13 protein-coding genes are annotated in these 16,539 nt (G+C 72.2%); 10 read left to right on the top strand and 3 right to left on the bottom strand.

The features are described 5' to 3' along the window. From MFF61_RS06580 to prfB, 6 genes are all read left to right on the top strand, one after another. On the top strand, nt 1-918 hold a 918-nt coding region (locus tag MFF61_RS06580; RefSeq protein WP_238234277.1), incomplete at its 5' end, for an N-acetylmuramoyl-L-alanine amidase family protein. Between the two features lie 160 nt (nt 919-1,078). Then, complete coding sequence (locus tag MFF61_RS06575; protein WP_238234276.1) at nt 1,079-3,505, top strand: penicillin-binding protein 1A; 2,427 nt, start codon at nt 1,079-1,081, stop codon at nt 3,503-3,505. 82 nt (nt 3,506-3,587) lie between these two features. After that, a complete protein-coding gene (locus MFF61_RS06570) occupies nt 3,588-3,905 on the top strand; it encodes a type II toxin-antitoxin system RelE/ParE family toxin (RefSeq protein ID WP_306423383.1) in 318 nt (105 codons plus the stop codon). Further along, entirely contained in the window at nt 3,889-4,194 is a 306-nt protein-coding gene (locus MFF61_RS06565) for an addiction module antidote protein (RefSeq protein ID WP_306423382.1), read from the top strand. Before MFF61_RS06570 ends, MFF61_RS06565 begins: the two co-directional genes overlap by 17 nt. 11 nt (nt 4,195-4,205) lie before the next feature. Continuing rightward, nucleotides 4,206-4,982, top strand: coding sequence for an SAM-dependent methyltransferase (locus MFF61_RS06560; RefSeq protein ID WP_238234274.1), 777 nt, complete (start codon nt 4,206-4,208; stop codon nt 4,980-4,982). 70 nt (nt 4,983-5,052) lie between these two features. Then, nucleotides 5,053-6,181, top strand: a protein-coding gene (gene prfB, locus MFF61_RS06555; protein WP_238234273.1) for a peptide chain release factor 2 whose coding sequence is annotated in 2 segments (ribosomal slippage) — nt 5,053-5,121 and nt 5,123-6,181 — 1,128 coding nt in all. Because the reading frame shifts where the segments join, the coding sequence is not laid out codon by codon here. 6 nt (nt 6,182-6,187) lie between these two features. Here prfB and MFF61_RS06550 read toward each other — a convergent pair. Next, the gene (locus MFF61_RS06550) at nt 6,188-7,396 is read right to left on the bottom strand and encodes a M23 family metallopeptidase (protein ID WP_238234272.1); all 1,209 of its coding nucleotides are present in this window, start codon (nt 7,394-7,396) and stop codon (nt 6,188-6,190) included. A 377-nt stretch (nt 7,397-7,773) separates the two neighbouring features. Continuing rightward, nucleotides 7,774-8,235, bottom strand: a complete 462-nt coding sequence (locus MFF61_RS06545) for a peroxiredoxin (protein ID WP_238234271.1) — start codon at nt 8,233-8,235, stop codon at nt 7,774-7,776. A gap of 192 nt (nt 8,236-8,427) precedes the next feature. On the opposite strand from MFF61_RS06545, the gene MFF61_RS06540 reads away from it, so the two are divergent. Continuing rightward, a complete protein-coding gene (locus MFF61_RS06540; RefSeq protein WP_238234270.1) occupies nt 8,428-11,850 on the top strand; it encodes a DUF3971 domain-containing protein in 3,423 nt (1,140 codons plus the stop codon). A 163-nt stretch (nt 11,851-12,013) separates the two neighbouring features. Next, the gene (locus MFF61_RS06535; RefSeq protein ID WP_238234269.1) at nt 12,014-12,724 is read left to right on the top strand and encodes a L,D-transpeptidase; all 711 of its coding nucleotides are present in this window, start codon (nt 12,014-12,016) and stop codon (nt 12,722-12,724) included. Between the two features lie 165 nt (nt 12,725-12,889). Here the strand turns inward: MFF61_RS06535 and MFF61_RS06530 are convergent, their stop codons facing one another. Next, the gene (locus tag MFF61_RS06530; RefSeq protein ID WP_238234268.1) at nt 12,890-13,531 is read right to left on the bottom strand and encodes a TetR/AcrR family transcriptional regulator; all 642 of its coding nucleotides are present in this window, start codon (nt 13,529-13,531) and stop codon (nt 12,890-12,892) included. Between the two features lie 144 nt (nt 13,532-13,675). Between MFF61_RS06530 and MFF61_RS06525 the strand changes: the two genes are divergently transcribed. Both MFF61_RS06525 and MFF61_RS06520 read left to right on the top strand, forming a co-directional pair. Further along, the gene (locus MFF61_RS06525; RefSeq protein ID WP_238234267.1) at nt 13,676-14,875 is read left to right on the top strand and encodes an HlyD family secretion protein; all 1,200 of its coding nucleotides are present in this window, start codon (nt 13,676-13,678) and stop codon (nt 14,873-14,875) included. A gap of 5 nt (nt 14,876-14,880) precedes the next feature. Continuing rightward, nucleotides 14,881-16,449, top strand: coding sequence for a DHA2 family efflux MFS transporter permease subunit (locus tag MFF61_RS06520; RefSeq protein WP_238234266.1), 1,569 nt, complete (start codon nt 14,881-14,883; stop codon nt 16,447-16,449). Nucleotides 16,450-16,539 lie beyond the last annotated feature (90 nt).

Here is a 16,539-nt window from a genome sequence, read left to right as displayed (position 1 = left end):
GGGCGCGGCGCGCTCGCCACCCGGGTCACGGTGGCGAGCGCGCCGCGCCCGCGGGACGGCGCGACGCTGCTCACGATCGACCTCGCCCGGACCGACCGCGACGGTTTCCGCCGCGCCGCCGTGGCGCCCGAACCGCCCCCGACCCCCGCGGCGCTCGCGCCGACGCCCGGCGACACCCGGCCGCTCGTGATCGTCGATGCCGGGCACGGCGGCACCGATCCGGGCGCCATCGCGGCCAACGGCGCCTTCGAGAAGGACATCGTGTTCGGGGTGGCGCGCGAGCTGGCGCGGCGGCTGGAGGACGGGCGCCGGGTGCGGGTGCGCCTGACCCGCGACGGCGACGTGTTCGTGCCGCTCGCCGATCGGGTGCGCATCGCCCGCGAGGCGAAGGCCGACCTGTTCGTGTCGATCCACGCCGATTCGATCTCGGCGGCGCCGCAGGTGCGCGGCGCCACCATCTACACCGGCTCGGAGAAGGCCACCGACGCCGAATCGGCGCGCCTCGCCGACCGCGAGAACAAGGCCGACCAGGCGGCGGGCGCCGACAGCGCGGAGGGGCCGGGCGACGTCACGGACATCCTCCAGGAGCTCACCCTGCGCGAGACCCGCGGCTTCTCGGCCCGCTTCGCGCAAGGCCTGCTCGGCCAGCTCGGCCGGGTGATGGAGTTGAGCACGAAGCCCCACCGCGAAGCGGGATTCCGGGTGCTGCGCTCCCCCGACGTGCCCTCCGTGCTGGTCGAACTCGGCTACCTGTCGAGCAAGCGCGACCTCGACCTGCTGCTCTCCGAGGAGTGGCGCGCCCGGGTCACCGAGCAGATGGCGGGGGCGATCGAGACCTTCTTCGCCGGCCGCACCCCGCCCGGGCCGAATCCCACCCTGGCGCGCCGCGCGGCGTCGACCGCCCCAGTTTCACCATAGATCCCGTGTGGATGGGCGCCGTCGGCGCCGCGATTCCCTGCTACACCGCCCGATGGCGGCGCGACCGCGCACGCCCTCGCTGAAGCGGCGGGAACGGGGTATCCTGACCGTGGCGCGGCCCTCCGCCGCCGGCGGCTCATCATCGACGGATCGGGTTCGGATGCGCTTCATCCTTCGCTTCTTCGGCTTCCTGTTCAGCATCGCCGCGATGGTCTTCGTCGTCGGCGCCGCGATCGGCGGCTACTTCTACTGGAAGTACTCGCAGGACCTGCCGGACCACGCCGCGCTCGCCAATTACGAGCCGCCGGTGATGACCCGCGTGCACGCCGCCGACGGCAGCCTGCTCGCCGAGTACGCCCGCGAGCGCCGGCTCTACCTGCCGATCCAGGCAATGCCCAAGATCGTCGTGGCGGCCTTCCTGTCGGCGGAGGACAAGAACTTCTACAAGCACGGCGGCATCGATCCCGAGGGCATCGTCCGCGCCGTGGTCACCAACGCGCAGAGCGGCAAGAAGCAGGGCGCCTCGACCATCACCCAGCAGGTCGCCAAGAACTTCCTGCTCACCAACGAGCAGACCATCGACCGCAAGATCCGCGAGGCGCTGATCGCGCTGCGCATCGAGTCGACCTACTCGAAGGACAAGATCCTCGAACTCTATCTCAACGAGATCTTCCTCGGCACGATCGTGCCGGGCCGCAACCTGCACGGCATCGCGGCGGCCGCGCTCGACTATTTCGGCAAGTCGGTGCACGAACTGACGATCCACGAGGCGGCCTACCTCGCGGCGCTGCCCAAGGGGCCGAACAACTACCATCCCTACCGCAAGACCCAGGCGGCGCTGGCGCGCCGCAACGAGATCATCGGCCTGATGGCCCAGAACGGGTACATCACCCGCGAGGAGGCCGAGGCCGAGCGCAAGCTGCCGCTGGGCGTCAACCCGCGCACCATCTCGCCCAACACCGCCAGCGCGAACTACTTCGCCGAGGAGGTGCGCCGCGAGATCTCCGAGCGCTACGGCGAGAAGAAGCTCTACGAGGGCGGCCTCTCGGTGCGCACCACCCTCGACCCGAAGATGCAGCAGCAGGCCCGCAAGGCGCTGGTCGACGGCCTCGTGCGCTACGATCAGGCGCGCGGCTGGCGCGGGGCGGTCAAGCGGATCGAGATCGCGGGCCGCGACTGGGGCCTCGCGGTGTCGGAGGTGCCCGCACTCGGCGACGTGCAGCCCTGGCGTCTCGCCGTGGTGCTGGAGGTCGCGGGCGGGCGAGCGCAGATCGGCCTCCAGCCCCGGCGCGAGAGTTCGGGTGCGGTCGGCCGCGAGCGCGAGACCGGCATCATCGCGGCCGACGGCGTGCGCTGGACCGGGCGGGGCATCAACACCGTGCTGAGCCCGGGCGACGTGGTCTACGTCGAGCGGATGGACGGCCAGAATGCCGCCTACCGCCTGCGGCAGGTGCCCGAGGTCTCCGGCGCCATCCTGGCGATGGACCCGCATACCGGCCGCGTCCACGCCATGGTGGGCGGCTTCTCCTACGACGAGAGCGAGTTCAACCGCGCCACGCAGGCCCTGCGCCAGCCCGGCTCCTCGTTCAAGCCGATCGTCTACGCGGCGGCCCTCGACAACGGCTACACGCCCTCCTCGATCGTCCTCGACACGCCCATCACCATCGAGGCCGGCCCCGGCCAGGAGGCCTGGACGCCCTCGAACTACGACGGCAAGTCGGGCGGGCCGCACACCCTGCGCTACGGCATCGAGCACTCGAAGAACCTGATGACGGTGCGGCTGTCCAAGGACATCGGCATGCCGCTGATCGCCGAGTACGCCCGCCGCTTCGGCGTCTACGACGACATGCTGCCCGTGCTGCCGATGTCGCTCGGCGCCGGCGAGACCACCGTGATGCGCATGGTCACGGCCTATTCCATGCTCGACAACGGCGGCCGGCGCATCCGCCCGACGCTGATCGACCGCATCCAGGACCGCACCGGCGAGACGATCTACCGGCACGACAACCGCAAGTGCCTGGGCTGCGACGCCGAGAAGTGGTCGGGCCAGGACGAGCCGAAGCTCGTGGACGAGTCCGAGCAGGTGCTCGACCCGCTCACCGCCTACCAGATGGTCTCGATCATGGAGGGCGTGGTCCAGCGCGGCACCGCCACCATCCTCAAGGAGATCGGCAAGCCGCTCGCGGGCAAGACCGGCACCACCAACGACGCCAAGGACGCGTGGTTCGTGGGCTTCTCGCCGGACCTCGCGGTGGGCGTCTATATCGGCTTCGACAAGCCGCGCTCGCTCGGCGACCGGGCCACCGGCGGCGGTCTCGCGGCGCCGGTCGTGCGCGACTTCCTCAAGGCCGCCCTCGCCGACAAGCCGCCGACCCCGTTCCGGGTGCCGCCGGGCATCAAGCTGATCCGCGTCAACCTCGCGTCGGGCACCCGCGCGGGCGGCGGCGAGGGCGGCATCCTGGAGGCGTTCAAGCCCGGCACCGCGCCGCCCGACAGCTACTCGGCCCCGCCGGCCGCCCAGCCGGGCTATCCCGGCGCGCCCCCGCCGGACGGCGACCGGGCCGCGCAGGCGGGCGGGCTGTACTGAGCGGACGAGGGAAGCGGTTGCTCCCTCCCGCATCGAGGTGACGGTTTGCGGACCACTCCGGGCCCGCCCTAACGGCCCCTTGATGAGGTTCCTCCGTGCCGCGCCTGACGCAGACCGAGACGTTCCGCCGGTGGGAGCGGCGGCTCGCAGACACCCGAGCAAGGCCCATATCGCGGCTCGCCTGTTGCGATTGGCCAACGGCTTGGCAGGTGACGCGTCGCCCGTCGGCCAGGGTGTCCATGAGCTGCGAATTCATTACGGCCCAGGCTATCGGGTCTACTTTCAATGGCGCGGATCGGATATCGTCGTGCTCCTCTGTGGCGGCGACAAATCGAGTCAGGACCGGGATATCCGGACAGCTTTGCGGCTCGCCGCCGAATGGAATGACGATGATGCTTGAACGGCTCGCGGATCTTGATTTGGCGGACATGCTGCAATCGGATGAGGCGATCGCCGTTTTCCTCGCCGATGCGTTCGACACGGGCGACGCCCGCCACATCTCCACCGCTCTCGGCATCGCTGCGCGGGCGGCGGGCCTGGACCGCGTGGCCAGCAAGATGGGCCTCTCTCCGGAGGATGTCCGTCACTCCCTGGAGGGGAACGGCAACCCGACCCTCGAAACGACGCTGGCGATCATGAAGGCGCTCGGCATCGGCATCGCAGCGGCGCCGCTGCGGTCCGCCTCCTGACCGGGCTTCCGATGTCCGCGCTCGCGGCCTTGCGGGACGTGCGCGAGAAGCTCGCCTTCCTGCGCGCGCAGGGCGGGGCGGCCGGGGTGGCCGCCAAGGTCGCGGCCGTGCTCTACGACCGCAGCCTGCGCCGCCTGCTGCCGCGGGCCGAGCCGGTCCTCTATGCCGGCTTGCCCACCGGCCTGCACCGGGCCTGGGGCGACCGCTGGCTGCCGGCCGCCCTGGTGCGCCAGGACATGCCGGATTTCGAGCACGGCCTCGTGACGGCGCTGCGCGCGGCGGTGCGGCCGGGCGATGCCGTGACGGTGATCGGCACCGGCAACGGCATCACCACCGCGGTCGCGGCGCTCGCCGCGGGCGAGGCCGGGTCCGTGACCTGCTACGAGGGCGACCCGGGCGGGATCGCCGCCACCGCCCGCACGCTTGCGGCGAACGGCGTCTCGGCCCGCGTGCGCCTGCACCACGCGGTGGTGGGCGCGCCGATCCGCGTCTACGGCGCGGCCCCGTCCCGCACCGTCGTGCCGCCCGAGGACCTTCCGCCCGCCGACGTGCTCGAACTCGACTGCGAGGGCGCGGAGGTGCCGATCCTCGAGCGCATGACGATCCGCCCCCGGGTGGTCGCGGTCGAGACGCATGGCTGCTACGGGGCGCCGAGCGGGCGCGTCCGCGCGCTCCTGGAGCGGCACGGCTACGCGGTCTCGGACCTGGGCTTCGCCGAGCCGCAGATGGAGCGGCACTGCCGCGAGGGCGACATCCGCGTGCTGGTGGGCGCCCGGCCCGAGGCCTGAGCCCGCCGTTTACAGCCGCCGCCCGGGAGGCTATCAAGCCCGCCCACCTCTCCAACGACCGTCACACCTGATGCGCGCCGAGATCGAGCAACTCTCGGATGCCGCCAAGCAGTCGATCGGACTGCTGAGGAGGCATCTTTGACTGGGATACCGCGGACAAGCGCCTGGCCGAGCTGAATGCGGCCTCCGAGGACCCCAACCTCTGGAACGACCCGGAGGCGGCCCAGAAGGTCATGCGCGAGCGCAACGACCTCGACGAGGCGATCGCGTCGATCCGGCGCCTGGAGCAGGGGCTCGACGACGCCGCCACCCTGATCGAACTCGGCGAGATGGAGGGCGACGAGGCCAGCATCCGCGAGGGCGAGGAGCAGGTCCGCGCCGTGCAGGCCGAGGCCGCGCGGCGCCAGATCGAGACCCTGCTCGCGGGCGAGGCCGACGGCAACGACACCTATCTCGAGGTCCATGCCGGCGCGGGCGGCACCGAGAGCCAGGACTGGGCCAACATGCTCCAGCGCATGTACGCGCGCTGGGCCGAGCGGCGGAAGTACAAGGTCGACATCGTCGAGTGGTCGGACGGCGAGGAGGCCGGCATCAAGGGCGCGACGCTCCTGATCAAGGGCCACAACGCCTATGGCTGGCTCAAGACCGAGTCGGGCGTGCACCGCCTCGTGCGCATCTCGCCCTACGATTCCAACGCGCGCCGCCACACCAGCTTCGCCAGCGTCTGGGTCTATCCGGTCATCGACGACCGCATCACCATCGAGGTGAAGGAATCGGACTGCCGCATCGACACCTACCGCTCCTCCGGCGCGGGCGGCCAGCACGTCAACACCACCGATTCGGCGGTGCGCATCACCCACCTCCCCACCGGGATCGTGGTGGCCTGCCAGCAGGAGCGCTCGCAGCACAAGAACCGGGCCACCGCCTGGAACATGCTGCGCGCCCGGCTCTACGAGCTGGAGCTGAAGAAGCGCGAGGAGAAGGCCAATGCCGAGGCCGCCTCGAAGACCGAGATCGGCTGGGGCCACCAGATCCGCTCCTACGTGCTGCAGCCCTATCAGCTGGTGAAGGACCTGCGCACCGGCGCGCAATCGACCAGCCCCGACGACGTGCTCGACGGCGAACTCGACCCCTTCATCGAGGCCTCGCTCGCCCAGCGGGTCTATGGCGGGGGCGAGGCGGTCGACGACATCGACTGAGGGGAATCAGCGCGCCGCGAACAGCCGCGCGCTCGCCCGCAGGAAGCGCTGCGGGTCGACGGGCTCGCCGTCGATGCGGGTCTCGTAGTGCAGGTGCGGGGCGGTGGAGCGGCCGGTGGAGCCGACGCGGCCCACGACCTGGCCCGCCGCCACGCTCTGGCCCGGCGCGACGCCGATCGCCGAGAGATGGGCGTAGCGGGTGACGATGCCGTGGCCGTGGTCGATCTCGACCATGTTGCCGTAGCCGCCGGAATACTCCGCCGCCGTGACCGTCCCGGCCCCGGCCGCCTGGGCGGGGGCGCCGGACTCGGCGCGCAGGTCGATGCCGGTGTGGAGCGCGAGGCCCCGGGTGAAGGGATCGACCCGGTAGCCGTAATGGCTCGACAGGCCGCCGTCGAAGGCGAGCGGCCGCTGCAGCGGCAGGCCCTTGAGGATCCGCCGCAGCTGGTCGCGCTCGCCGAGGCTGCGCTGGGCGAGCGTCACGGCCGCCTCGAAGGGGCCGCTGCCCACCGGCACCAGGGGGCCGCCGAGGCCGCCGCCGCGCGCCGGCGCGAAGCGGCCTGGATCGAGACCGACCTCGGCCATCACCCGGCGCAGCCGCGACGCCTCGACTTGGCTGCGCTGCAGGATGCGGTCGAGGGTCAGGCTCTGCTGCGCGGCGATTCCGGCGAGGGCCGTCTCCAGGCCGGCGACACGGCTCACCGGCCCGAGCGGGACGGGAACCGGCGCCGCCTCGGTGCGCAGGCCGAGCGCCTCGGGGTTCGGCAGCGGGACCGGCACGGGCTTCTGCGGGACGCCGCGGGCCGGCAGGGCGCCGGTCACGGGCGGCGCATCGGGTGTCTCGCCCGCCTGCTCGGCGAGCCCGGCCAGCATCGCCTGCCGGTTCTCCAGCGCGACCTGCCGGCTCGCGAGTTCGGCGATGCGGGTCTCGACCCCGTCCTGCTCCAGGAGCTTCTGGGTCGCGACCCGGTCGAGGCGGGCGCGCAGCGCGCTCACCCGCTCCTCGTAGGCGTAGTGCAGGCTGCGCTCGCGGGCGGTGATCCGCGCCAGCGTCTCGTCGCGGAAGACCAGCGCCCAGCTGGCCGCGCTCGCCCAGAGGGCGAGGGTCAGGCCCGCGAGGCCGGCCGCCGCCACGGTCCGGCGGCGGACCACGTAGACGATAGGAGCGGCGGGAGGGCGGGGGGACGTGCCGGGAAGGGGGGAGGGCTGTGGCATCGGGCCGTTCCGGGAATGGAGCGGAGACTGGCCCGTTAAGGTTAAGGAACTCCCAAACTCAGAGGCAGCATCAGTCCAGTCCGCGGCGCGGCAGGTCTGCTGCCCGGAGGAGCCGCCGGCCGGCCCGTCCACGACGCCTCCCGGGGCGTCCTATAGAAGATCAACAGGCCTTGCTGGTCGCGGCGCCGATCCCGAAGATCGCCGCCCGCTCCCTGGCCTTCGTCCCGCAAGTCCTGGATCCGGCCGCGGGCGGCATCGCCCTTCAGGTCGTGCTGCCCGGCTCCATTGCGGTCGCGCTCGACACGCTGGCCGCGATCGGGGCCGCCGTCGTGGCGGGCGACGCGGCCTTCCGCCTCACCGGGGGAAGGCCCATCGGCTCAGAGGGCGCGGGCCGCGGCCAGAACCTCGTCCGCATGGCCCGGGACCTTCACCTTCGGCCAGATCCGCGCCACGGTCCCGTCGCGGTCGATCAGCACGGTGGTGCGCTCGACGCCCATGTACTTGCGGCCATACATGCTCTTCTCGGCCCAGACGCCGTAGGCGTCGAGCATCGCCTTCGTCTCGTCGGACACGAGGGGAAAGCCGAGACCGTACTTGGCGCTGAACTTCTCGTGGCTCTTGATCGAGTCGGGCGACACGCCGATCACCGCCGTGTCGGCGGCCGCAAAGGCCTCCGCCAGCGCATTGAAGGCCTGGGCCTCCAGCGTGCAGCCGCTCGTATCGTCCTTGGGGTAGAAGTACAGAACCGCCTTGCGGCCCCTGAGCCCGGCGAGGCTGACGGTGCCGCCCGTCGCGGGCAGGGTGAAATCCGGGGCGGGATCGCCGGGGTTCAGGGGCATCGTGCCTTCCTTTCGGCCGATTGATGGTGTGCCTCATGGGACCGAGACCCGCAACGGTGCCCGACGGCGCACAAGGCTGCCGCGGCACCGAACGGGCCGGCTTGAGGCATGCGGACGCGGCGTTAACCTTCGGTAACCGGACTGGACCGACGCTGTCGAATCACCGGCAGGCGGCCCGCAACGACGGCAGGCATGGATCAGGCTCATCCGACCCCTCCCGCACCGCCCGGCGCGGCCTGCCCGCCGGGCCGGCCGTCGGTGCTGCGGCGCTGCGTCAGGGGCGTGCTCGTGCTCAAGCTTGCGGCCGCGCTGCTGGTCGGGCTCGGCGCCGGGCTCGCGTATCTGCGCCTCGCCAGCGGGCCGGTGGGGGTCGCGTGGCTGGAGCCGCGCCTCACCGGCGCCATCGCGGCGCGGCTCGGGCCGGGCTGGCAGGTCACCCTGCGCGACAGCGCCATCGAGATCGACCGCGAGGGGGCGCTGGCGCTGCGCACCACGGGGCTCGACATCCGCAACCCGGAGGGCGCCCTGGTGGTGCGGGCGCCGCTCGCCCTCGTCAGCATCGACCTGCCGGCGCTCCTCACCCTGTCGGTGCAGCCGCGCTCGGTGGAGTTCCGCGACCTCCAGCTGCGGGCGGTGGTGCACCGGGACGGCTCGATCGCGGCCTCCGCCGACCCGACCGAGACGAGCCCGCGCACGCCGCCCACGGTCGACGCGGCCCGCGGCACCGTCTCGCCCATCTCGGCCACGGTCGCGTCGATCTTCAGCCTCGTGCTCGATTCCGCGGGGGTGTTCGGCACCCTCGACCGCGCCCGCCTGACCAACGCCCGGCTCACCCTCACGGACGATGCCGGCGTCGACCGCGCGGTCTTCCCCAAGGTCGACGGCCTGTTCACCCGGGACGCCCTGCGCGAGGCGCGGGTGTTCGAGATGCGCATCCTCGGGCCGCACGGGGCGTGGCGCTTCGGCGGCGACGTGGAACAGGCCGCGGGCGGGCTGCGCCGGGGCGTCCTGACCCTCGACGACCTGCCGGTCTCGGACCTCCTGCTCCTCTCCGGCCAGTCGCGGCTGCCGCTCACCACCGACCTCAAGCTGTCCGGCCGCGCCAGCGTCGCGCTGCACGGCGCCCGGGTCGACACGATGACGCTCGCGCTCCGGTCGAGCGAGGGCAGCCTCCTGATCGAGGAGAAGGACTTCAACCCGGTCACCATCGAGGCGGTCGCGGTGGATGCGAGCTGGGACGAGACCCGCCGCGCCCTCAAGCTCGACGCCGTCGACTACCGGGGCGGGGGCAACGCGGTGCGGCTCGCGGGCGAGTGGGTGGCGGGCCAGAACGGTGCCGACCCGGCCTGGACCGCGCGCCTCACGGGCCGCGACGCGGTGCTGCGGGGCGCCACCGCCGGCGACCCGCCGGTCAGGATCGACAGCATCGAGGCCCGCCTCTCGGGCCGGGACGAGGGCGTCTCCGTCGAGGCCTTCACGGTCGCCGGCCCCACCGCGAGCGGCAGCGTCTCGGGCACCTTCGGCACGCGCCAGGACGAGGGCGGCCTGACGCTGCGCATCCAGGCGGCGCAGACGGACGGGCGCAGCGCCCTGCGGCTGTGGCCCGAGAACATCGCGCCGCCCATCCGCACCTACCTCGTCGACAACCTGCGCGCCGGCCGGCTGGAGAGCCTCGACATCACGGTCGACATGACGATGGCGGAGTTCGCGGCGGCCACCCGCGGCGATCCGATGCCGGACGGCGCGGTGCGCATCGCCTTCGCGATCGCGGAGGGCGGCCTCGTGATCTCGCCCGACGCGCCGCCGCTCTCGCGCGGGCGCGTCTCGGGCCTCGTCACCGGGCGCAACACCACGATCCGGGGCGCCACCGCCGAGATCCGGATGCCGGACGGGCGCCTGCTCGGCCTTCAGGACGGGTCCTTCGTCATCAAGGACGCGGTCCCGCACGACGTCACCGCCCAGATCGGCTTCCGCCTTGTCGGCGGCACCGACGCGGTCGCCTCGCTGCTGCAGGCCAAGCTGTTCCGGGGCCTGAGCAGCACCGAGATCGACCCGGCGGGGGTGAAGGGGCAGGCGGACCTGCGGGTCGACTTCCCCCTGAACCTCGACCGCGTGCCCGACATCGCCGACCTGCCGGTGACGGCGAGCGGCAGCTTCACCGACGTCACGGTGGACAAGCTCGTCGGCAAGGACCGGCTGGAGAACGGCCGCTTCGCCATCGCGTACGACCGCACCGGCTTCAGCCTCAAGGGCGAGGCGAAGCTCGCCGGCGCGCCGATGAGCGTGGACCTGCACCAGCCGAAGGCCGGCAGCCCCGGCGAGGCGCTGGTCACGCTGACCCTCGACGACGCGGCCCGGGCGCGGCGGGGGCTGCCGGCCGCGCCCGCGCTCGCCGGCCCGGTGCCGGCCCGCTTCGTCGTGCCGATCGGCCGGCCGGGCCGCACCACCGCACGGGTCGAGGCCGACCTCTCGCGGGCCTCCATCGACGGCCTCGTCCCGGGCTGGACCAAGGCGGCCGGCAAGCCCGGCAAGCTGAGCTTCGCGCTCACCGAAACCGCGAACGGGATGGACCTGCGCGACATCGTGCTCGAATCCGGCACCGTCCAGGCGCGCGGCAGCGCGGTGGTGGGCCAGGAGGGCACGCTGGAGCGGGCCGAGTTCACCAGCCTGAAGCTCTCGCCCGGCGACGACGTGCGGGGCCAGGTGGAGCGCAGCGGCGGCGCCTACAAGGTCACCCTGCGGGGCGGCGTGGCGGATGCCCGGCCCTTCCTCAAGGCCCTCACCGGGCCGGGCAGGAAGGGCAAGGACGGGCCGGGGAAGGAGGTCGAGGCGGATCTCAGCTTCGCGATCCTCACCGGCTTCAACGACGAGGCGCTGACCAATGCGTCCTTGCGCCTGTCGCTGCGCGGCGACGACCTGCGGCAGGGCCGGATCCAGGGCCGGCTGAAGGGTGCGGCGGTCGCCGTCGAGGTGGCCCGCGGCGAGCGGGGCGCGCCGCCGGTGCTCTCGGCGGAGTCGAGCGATGCGGGGGCGGTGCTGCGCTTCCTCGACATCTACCGGCGCATGTATGGCGGGCGCCTGCAGCTGCAGACCACGATGAACGACGGGCCGCAGAGCGGCGCGGTTCAGATCCGCTCCTTCGTGCTGCGCGACGAGCCGGCGCTGGGGCGCATCATGGCGCAGGGCGATCCCGGCGGCGACGACCACCTGAACCAGAGCGGGCGGCGGGAGGTCAACGATGTCGGCTTCGACCGGCTCTCGGCCGATTTCGTGCGCACCGGAACCCGCATCGAGGTCTCGGAGGCGGCGATCTCCGGGCCCGCGATGGGCTTCACCCTGCGGGGCTGGCTCGATACCGGGCGCAACCGCACCGACATTGCCGGCACCTTCGTGCCGCTCTACGGGCTCAACAACGTCGTCTCGCACGTGCCGATCTTCGGGCCGCTGCTCGGTGGCGGCTCCAACGAGGGCCTGTTCGGCATCAACTTCCAGGTCTCCGGGATGATGAGCGCGCCGAACGTCAGCGTGAACCCGCTCTCGGCCATCGCCCCCGGCTTCCTGCGCAAGCTCTTCGGCGCCGGAGGACCGCCCCAGGCGGCACGGCCGGAGCGGTGAGCGAGGGGCTGATGCGCGGCCCAGGCCAAGCCGCACCGGACGCGCTTGCCAGGCACGCCGGGTCCCGGCACTCTCAGCTTGGCCGTAGCCCCGGCGGGTGCAGGCCGGGGTGTGGCCCCATCGGCCCGCAGGAACTGTCGCAGGAATTGGGAAGTCGAGGATCATGATGATGGACGGCGGACATGCCGAGGCCGGCGAGCTGGACGGGGTCGCTCTGCCCGGGCGTCGGGCGCGGCTTCTCAGCCGCCGGTCGTTTCTGGCCGGCTCGGCCGTCGGCCTCGGGGCGCTCGGGCTGGGCGGCTGCGCGACCTCCGACGGCCTGCTCCTGGCCGAGGCGGCGAAGCTCTACGGGCCGCTCCCCGACGAGAAATTCCCGATCCCGGCCGTCGATGTCAGCAAGGTCGATCCGAAATACTATCGCCGGACGGTCCGCTACGCATCCAAGGAAGCGCCCGGCACGATCATCGTCGATCCCGGCCAGTACTACGTCTACCGCATCGAGGGCGATGGCACCGCCACCCGCTACGGTGCCAATGTCGGCCGCCAGGGGTTCCTGTGGAGCGGCGACGCCTATGTGGGGCGCAAGTCCGAATGGGCGACCTGGACGCCGCCCAAGGAGATGATCCGGCGTCAGCCCGAGACCGCCAAGTACGCCCGCGGCATGCCGGGCGGCCTCGACAACCCGCTCGGCGCCCGCACCCTGCATCTCTACCAGAACGGCGCCTATACGCTCTACACGATCTACGCCAGCAGCGATGCCGAATCGATCGGCAGCGGCATCACGAGCGGCTGTGTCGGCCTGCTCAGCCAGGACATGATCCACCTCTACGCCCGGACGCCGGTCAAGACGAAGGTGGTCGTTCTGCCGGCCTAAGCAGATTTCGCAAAAGCGGTCGCCAGTTTTGCGATAAAAATCTGCGAAGAAACAAGAACCTAAGCGGACGAAGCGTTGGCTTGCCAACGCAAGTCTGCTTAGGCCCATCGCGGCGGCCTTGGAAGCGGCCACCGCCGCGCCAAGATTCCGGTCCGGCCCCTGGGATCAGGCCGCCTCGGGCCCGTAGGCGGCGAAGAACACCCGCACCGCCTCGCCGATCAGGTAGGCCTGCTCGGCCTGGGTCGGCGGGTCGCCCACCGCGAAGAGCAGGCGGCGCAGGGTGCCGGCCGCGCACAGGTCGAGGAAGTGCCGGGCGGCGAGCGCGGTGTCGGCCGGCCGCAGGCGGCCCGCCGCCACCTGGGCATCGAGGTAGATCCGCAGGCGCGCCGCGCCCTGCACCGGCCCCGCCTCGTAGAAGGCGCGGCCGAAGCGCGGGAACTTGTCCGAGGCGCCGATCACCATCCGGACCGACGCGATGTGGTCGGGGCGGCACATCGCGTCGAGGAGGCTCAGGCCGAGACGCCGCAGCACCGCCTGCACGTCCGGATCGTCCTGGTCGAGCCGGAAGAGATTCTCGGCGAGCGTGCGCTTCTCCTCCAGGGTCAGCGCCTCGAACAGCGCCTCCTTGCTGTCGAAGTAGACGTAGAGCGTGCCCTTCGACACGCCCGCCGCCTTGGCGATGGCGCCCATGCTCGCGCCGTCGAAGCCCGCCGCGAGGAAGACCTCGCGCGCGCCGTCGAGGATCTGGCGACGCTTGTCGCTCTCCGCGCCCTGCGCGGCTTCGGGAAGGGTGGGGCCGGCTGCCATCACGGGGACCATTCCGCCGAAGGGAGGTGCGGTCAAGCGCCGACGCCCGGAGCAGGGCGCGGCGCACATTGACCGAACCGTTCGGTCAATCTATATCGGGGCGCGTCGGCAGCGGTCAACCGCGTCGCGACGAGGGATCTGGCCATGGCCTACCGGGACGACTTCGCGCAGGGACGGCCCGCCGGGGCGGGCGAGGCCGCCGCGGCAGCGCCCGCTGAAGCACCCGGCAGGCCGCCCCGGCGCCTGCGCCGTCTGGTGCTCGCCGCCGCGCTCGCGGGACTCCTCGGCGTCGGCGCCTACGAGGGCAGCCGGTGGTATACGACCGGCCGCTTCCTGGTCTCGACCGACGACGCCTACGTGCAGGCCGACATCGCGACGCTCGCCGCCAAGGTCTCGGGCTACCTCGACGCCGTGCCGGTGGTGAACGGGCAGGCCGTGCGGGCGGGCGACGTGATCGCGCGCATCGACGACGGCGATTACCGGCTCGCGCTGCGCGCCGCCGAGGACAAGCTCGCCACGCAGGCGAGCACGGTGGCCCGCATCGGCCGCCAGATCGAGGCGGCCCGCGCCCAGGCGCAGCAGGGCGCCGCCCAGATCGATGCCGCCCGGGCCGATCAGGTGCGGGCGGCGGCCGACTACCAGCGCCAGACCCAGCTCGCCCAGTCCGAGTTCGTCGCCCGCGCGCGCCTCGACCAGGCCCGGGCCGACCGCGACCGCTCCGACGCCACCGTGAAGGGCGCCGAGGCGTCGCTCGCCGCGCTCAAGGCCAACGTCGCGGTGCTGGAGGCGCAGGAGAAGGAGGCCGAGAGCCTCGCGGCCGAACTCAGGACTGCCGTCGCCCGCGCGGCGCGCGACCTCTCCTTCACGGTGCTGCGCGCGCCCTTCGACGGGGTGGTGGGCAACAAGGCCGTGGAGGCGGGAGCCTACGTGGCGCCGGGCTCGCGGGTGGCCGCGCTGGTGCCGCTCCAGAGCGTGAGGATCGACGCGAACTTCAAGGAGACGCAGCTCGCGCGGGTGCGGGTCGGCCAGCCGGTGCGGATCCGGGTCGATGCGTGGCCCGGCCGCGACATCCACGGCAGCGTCGAGAGCCTGTCGCCGGCCTCCGGCTCGGTCTTCAGCCTGCTGCCCCCCGACAACGCCACCGGCAACTTCACCAAGATCGTGCAGCGCCTGCCGGTGCGGGTGCGGGTGCCGGCGGAGGTCGCCCGCGAGGGCCTGCTGCGGCCGGGCCTCTCGGTGGTGGTGCAGGTCGACACGCGGGGCCCGGGCGAGGACGGGCCCGCGCCGAGCGGCGCCCTGGTCTCGCAGGCGGCCCCGGTGCGGACGGCCGGCCGCGGGGAGTAGCCGCGATGACCGCCGCCGCGATGCCGCCCCCGGGCGATCCGCTCCTCGACCGCCGCCGCATGGTGGCGTTCGTCTGCATGGTGTTCGGGATGTTCATGGCGATCTTGGACATCCAGATCGTCTCGGCTTCGCTCGCCGAGATCCAGGCCGGGCTCTCGGCCTCCGCCGACGAGATCCCCTGGGTGCAGACGAGCTACCTCATCGCCGAGGTGATCTCGATCCCGCTCTCCGGCATGCTCTCGCGGGTGCTCTCGACCCGCTGGATGTTCACGGTCTCGGCGGGCGGCTTCACCCTGATGAGCCTGATGTGCGCCACCTCGTCGTCGATCGGCCAGATGATCGTCTGGCGCGCCGCGCAGGGGTTCATCGGCGGGGGGATGATCCCGACCGTCTTCGCCGCGGCCTTCACGATCTTCCCGCCCTCGAAGCGCACGATCGTCTCGCCGATGATCGGCCTCGTCGCGACGCTCGCGCCCACCATCGGGCCGACGGTCGGCGGCTACCTCACCGACCTGTTCAACTGGCACTGGCTCTTCCTCGTCAACATCGTGCCGGGGCTGTTCGTCACGGTCTCGACCTACCTGCTCGTCGATTTCGACGAGCCCAACCTCGACCTGCTGCGTCGCTTCGACTGGGCCGGGCTCGCCTTCATGGCGGCCTTCCTCGGCTGCCTCGAATACGTGCTGGAGGAGGGACCGCTGCACGACTGGTTCCAGGAGGAGGCGGTGTTCGTGGCCGCGATCGTCTGCGTGCTCGCGGGCCTCGCCTTCTTCTGGCGGGCCTTCACGGCCGCGCAGCCGATCGTGGACCTGCGCGCCTTCGCGGACCGCAACTTCGCCGGCGGCTGCCTGTTCAGCTTCGCGATGGGCATCGGCCTCTACGGTCTGACCTACCTCTACCCCGTCTATCTCGGCCGCGTGCGCGGCTACTCGGCGCTGCAGATCGGCGAGACGATGTTCGTCTCAGGGCTCTGCATGTTCGCCACCGCGCCGATCGCCGGCCGGCTCTCGGGGCGGGTCGATCCGCGGATCATGATGGCGGGGGGCTTCCTCGGCTTCGCGGTCGGGACCTACCTCGTCACCGGCCTCACCAAGGACTGGGATTTCTGGGAGCTGCTGCTGCCGCAGGTGCTGCGCGGCTGCTCGCTGATGCTGTGCATGATCCCGATCAACGCCATCGCCCTCGGCACCCTGCCGCCGGCCCGGATGAAGAACGCCTCGGGGCTCTACAACCTCACCCGCAACCTCGGCGGCGCGGTGGGCCTCGCGCTCATCAACACGGCGCTCAACGACCGCTGGGACCTGCACCTCGCGCGGTTGCACGAGCGCTTCACCTGGACCAACCCGATGGTGCTGGAGCGCCTCGACGCGATGGCCCGCGGCTTCTCCGGGCTCGCGGGCGATCCCGACCGGATAGCCCTCAAGGCGATGATGGGGACGGTGCGCACGCAGGGGCTGCTGATGAGCTTCTCCGACGTCTTCCTGATGCTCACCGTGCTGTTCGCCGGCATGGCCTGCGCGGTGCCGCTGATCCGCCGGCCGAATCCCGGTGCGGGCGGGGGCGGGGGGCACTGAGGGGAGATGGAAGGGCGTCTCTCTCGCCGAGGGAGAGAGACGCCAAGTCGCGACACGTCTCGGGAGGAGAATGCAGGGATCCCGGCGGGC

The organism is Methylobacterium isbiliense, from assembly GCF_022179325.1.
GTDB lineage: Bacteria > Pseudomonadota > Alphaproteobacteria > Rhizobiales > Beijerinckiaceae > Methylobacterium > Methylobacterium isbiliense.
The sequence above is the reverse complement of the archived record's forward strand: the minus strand, read 5'-3'. Positions and strand labels throughout refer to the sequence as shown.

Bases quoted from the DNA above. Each gene is read 5' to 3' on its own strand.
- MFF61_RS06575 (WP_238234276.1), top strand. From the start codon at position 1,079: ATGCGCTTCATCCTTCGCTTCTTCGGCTTCCTGTTCAGCATCGCCGCG.
- MFF61_RS06570 (WP_306423383.1), top strand. From the start codon at position 3,588: ATGAGGTTCCTCCGTGCCGCGCCTGACGCAGACCGAGACGTTCCGCCG.
- MFF61_RS06545 (WP_238234271.1), bottom strand. From the start codon at position 8,235: ATGCCCCTGAACCCCGGCGATCCCGCCCCGGATTTCACCCTGCCCGCG.
- MFF61_RS06530 (WP_238234268.1), bottom strand. From the start codon at position 13,531: ATGGCAGCCGGCCCCACCCTTCCCGAAGCCGCGCAGGGCGCGGAGAGC.
- MFF61_RS06560 (WP_238234274.1), top strand. From the start codon at position 4,206: ATGTCCGCGCTCGCGGCCTTGCGGGACGTGCGCGAGAAGCTCGCCTTC.
- MFF61_RS06520 (WP_238234266.1), top strand. From the start codon at position 14,881: ATGACCGCCGCCGCGATGCCGCCCCCGGGCGATCCGCTCCTCGACCGC.
- MFF61_RS06540 (WP_238234270.1), top strand. From the start codon at position 8,428: ATGGATCAGGCTCATCCGACCCCTCCCGCACCGCCCGGCGCGGCCTGC.
- MFF61_RS06535 (WP_238234269.1), top strand. From the start codon at position 12,014: ATGATGATGGACGGCGGACATGCCGAGGCCGGCGAGCTGGACGGGGTC.
- MFF61_RS06550 (WP_238234272.1), bottom strand. From the start codon at position 7,396: ATGCCACAGCCCTCCCCCCTTCCCGGCACGTCCCCCCGCCCTCCCGCC.
- MFF61_RS06565 (WP_306423382.1), top strand. From the start codon at position 3,889: ATGACGATGATGCTTGAACGGCTCGCGGATCTTGATTTGGCGGACATG.
- MFF61_RS06525 (WP_238234267.1), top strand. From the start codon at position 13,676: ATGGCCTACCGGGACGACTTCGCGCAGGGACGGCCCGCCGGGGCGGGC.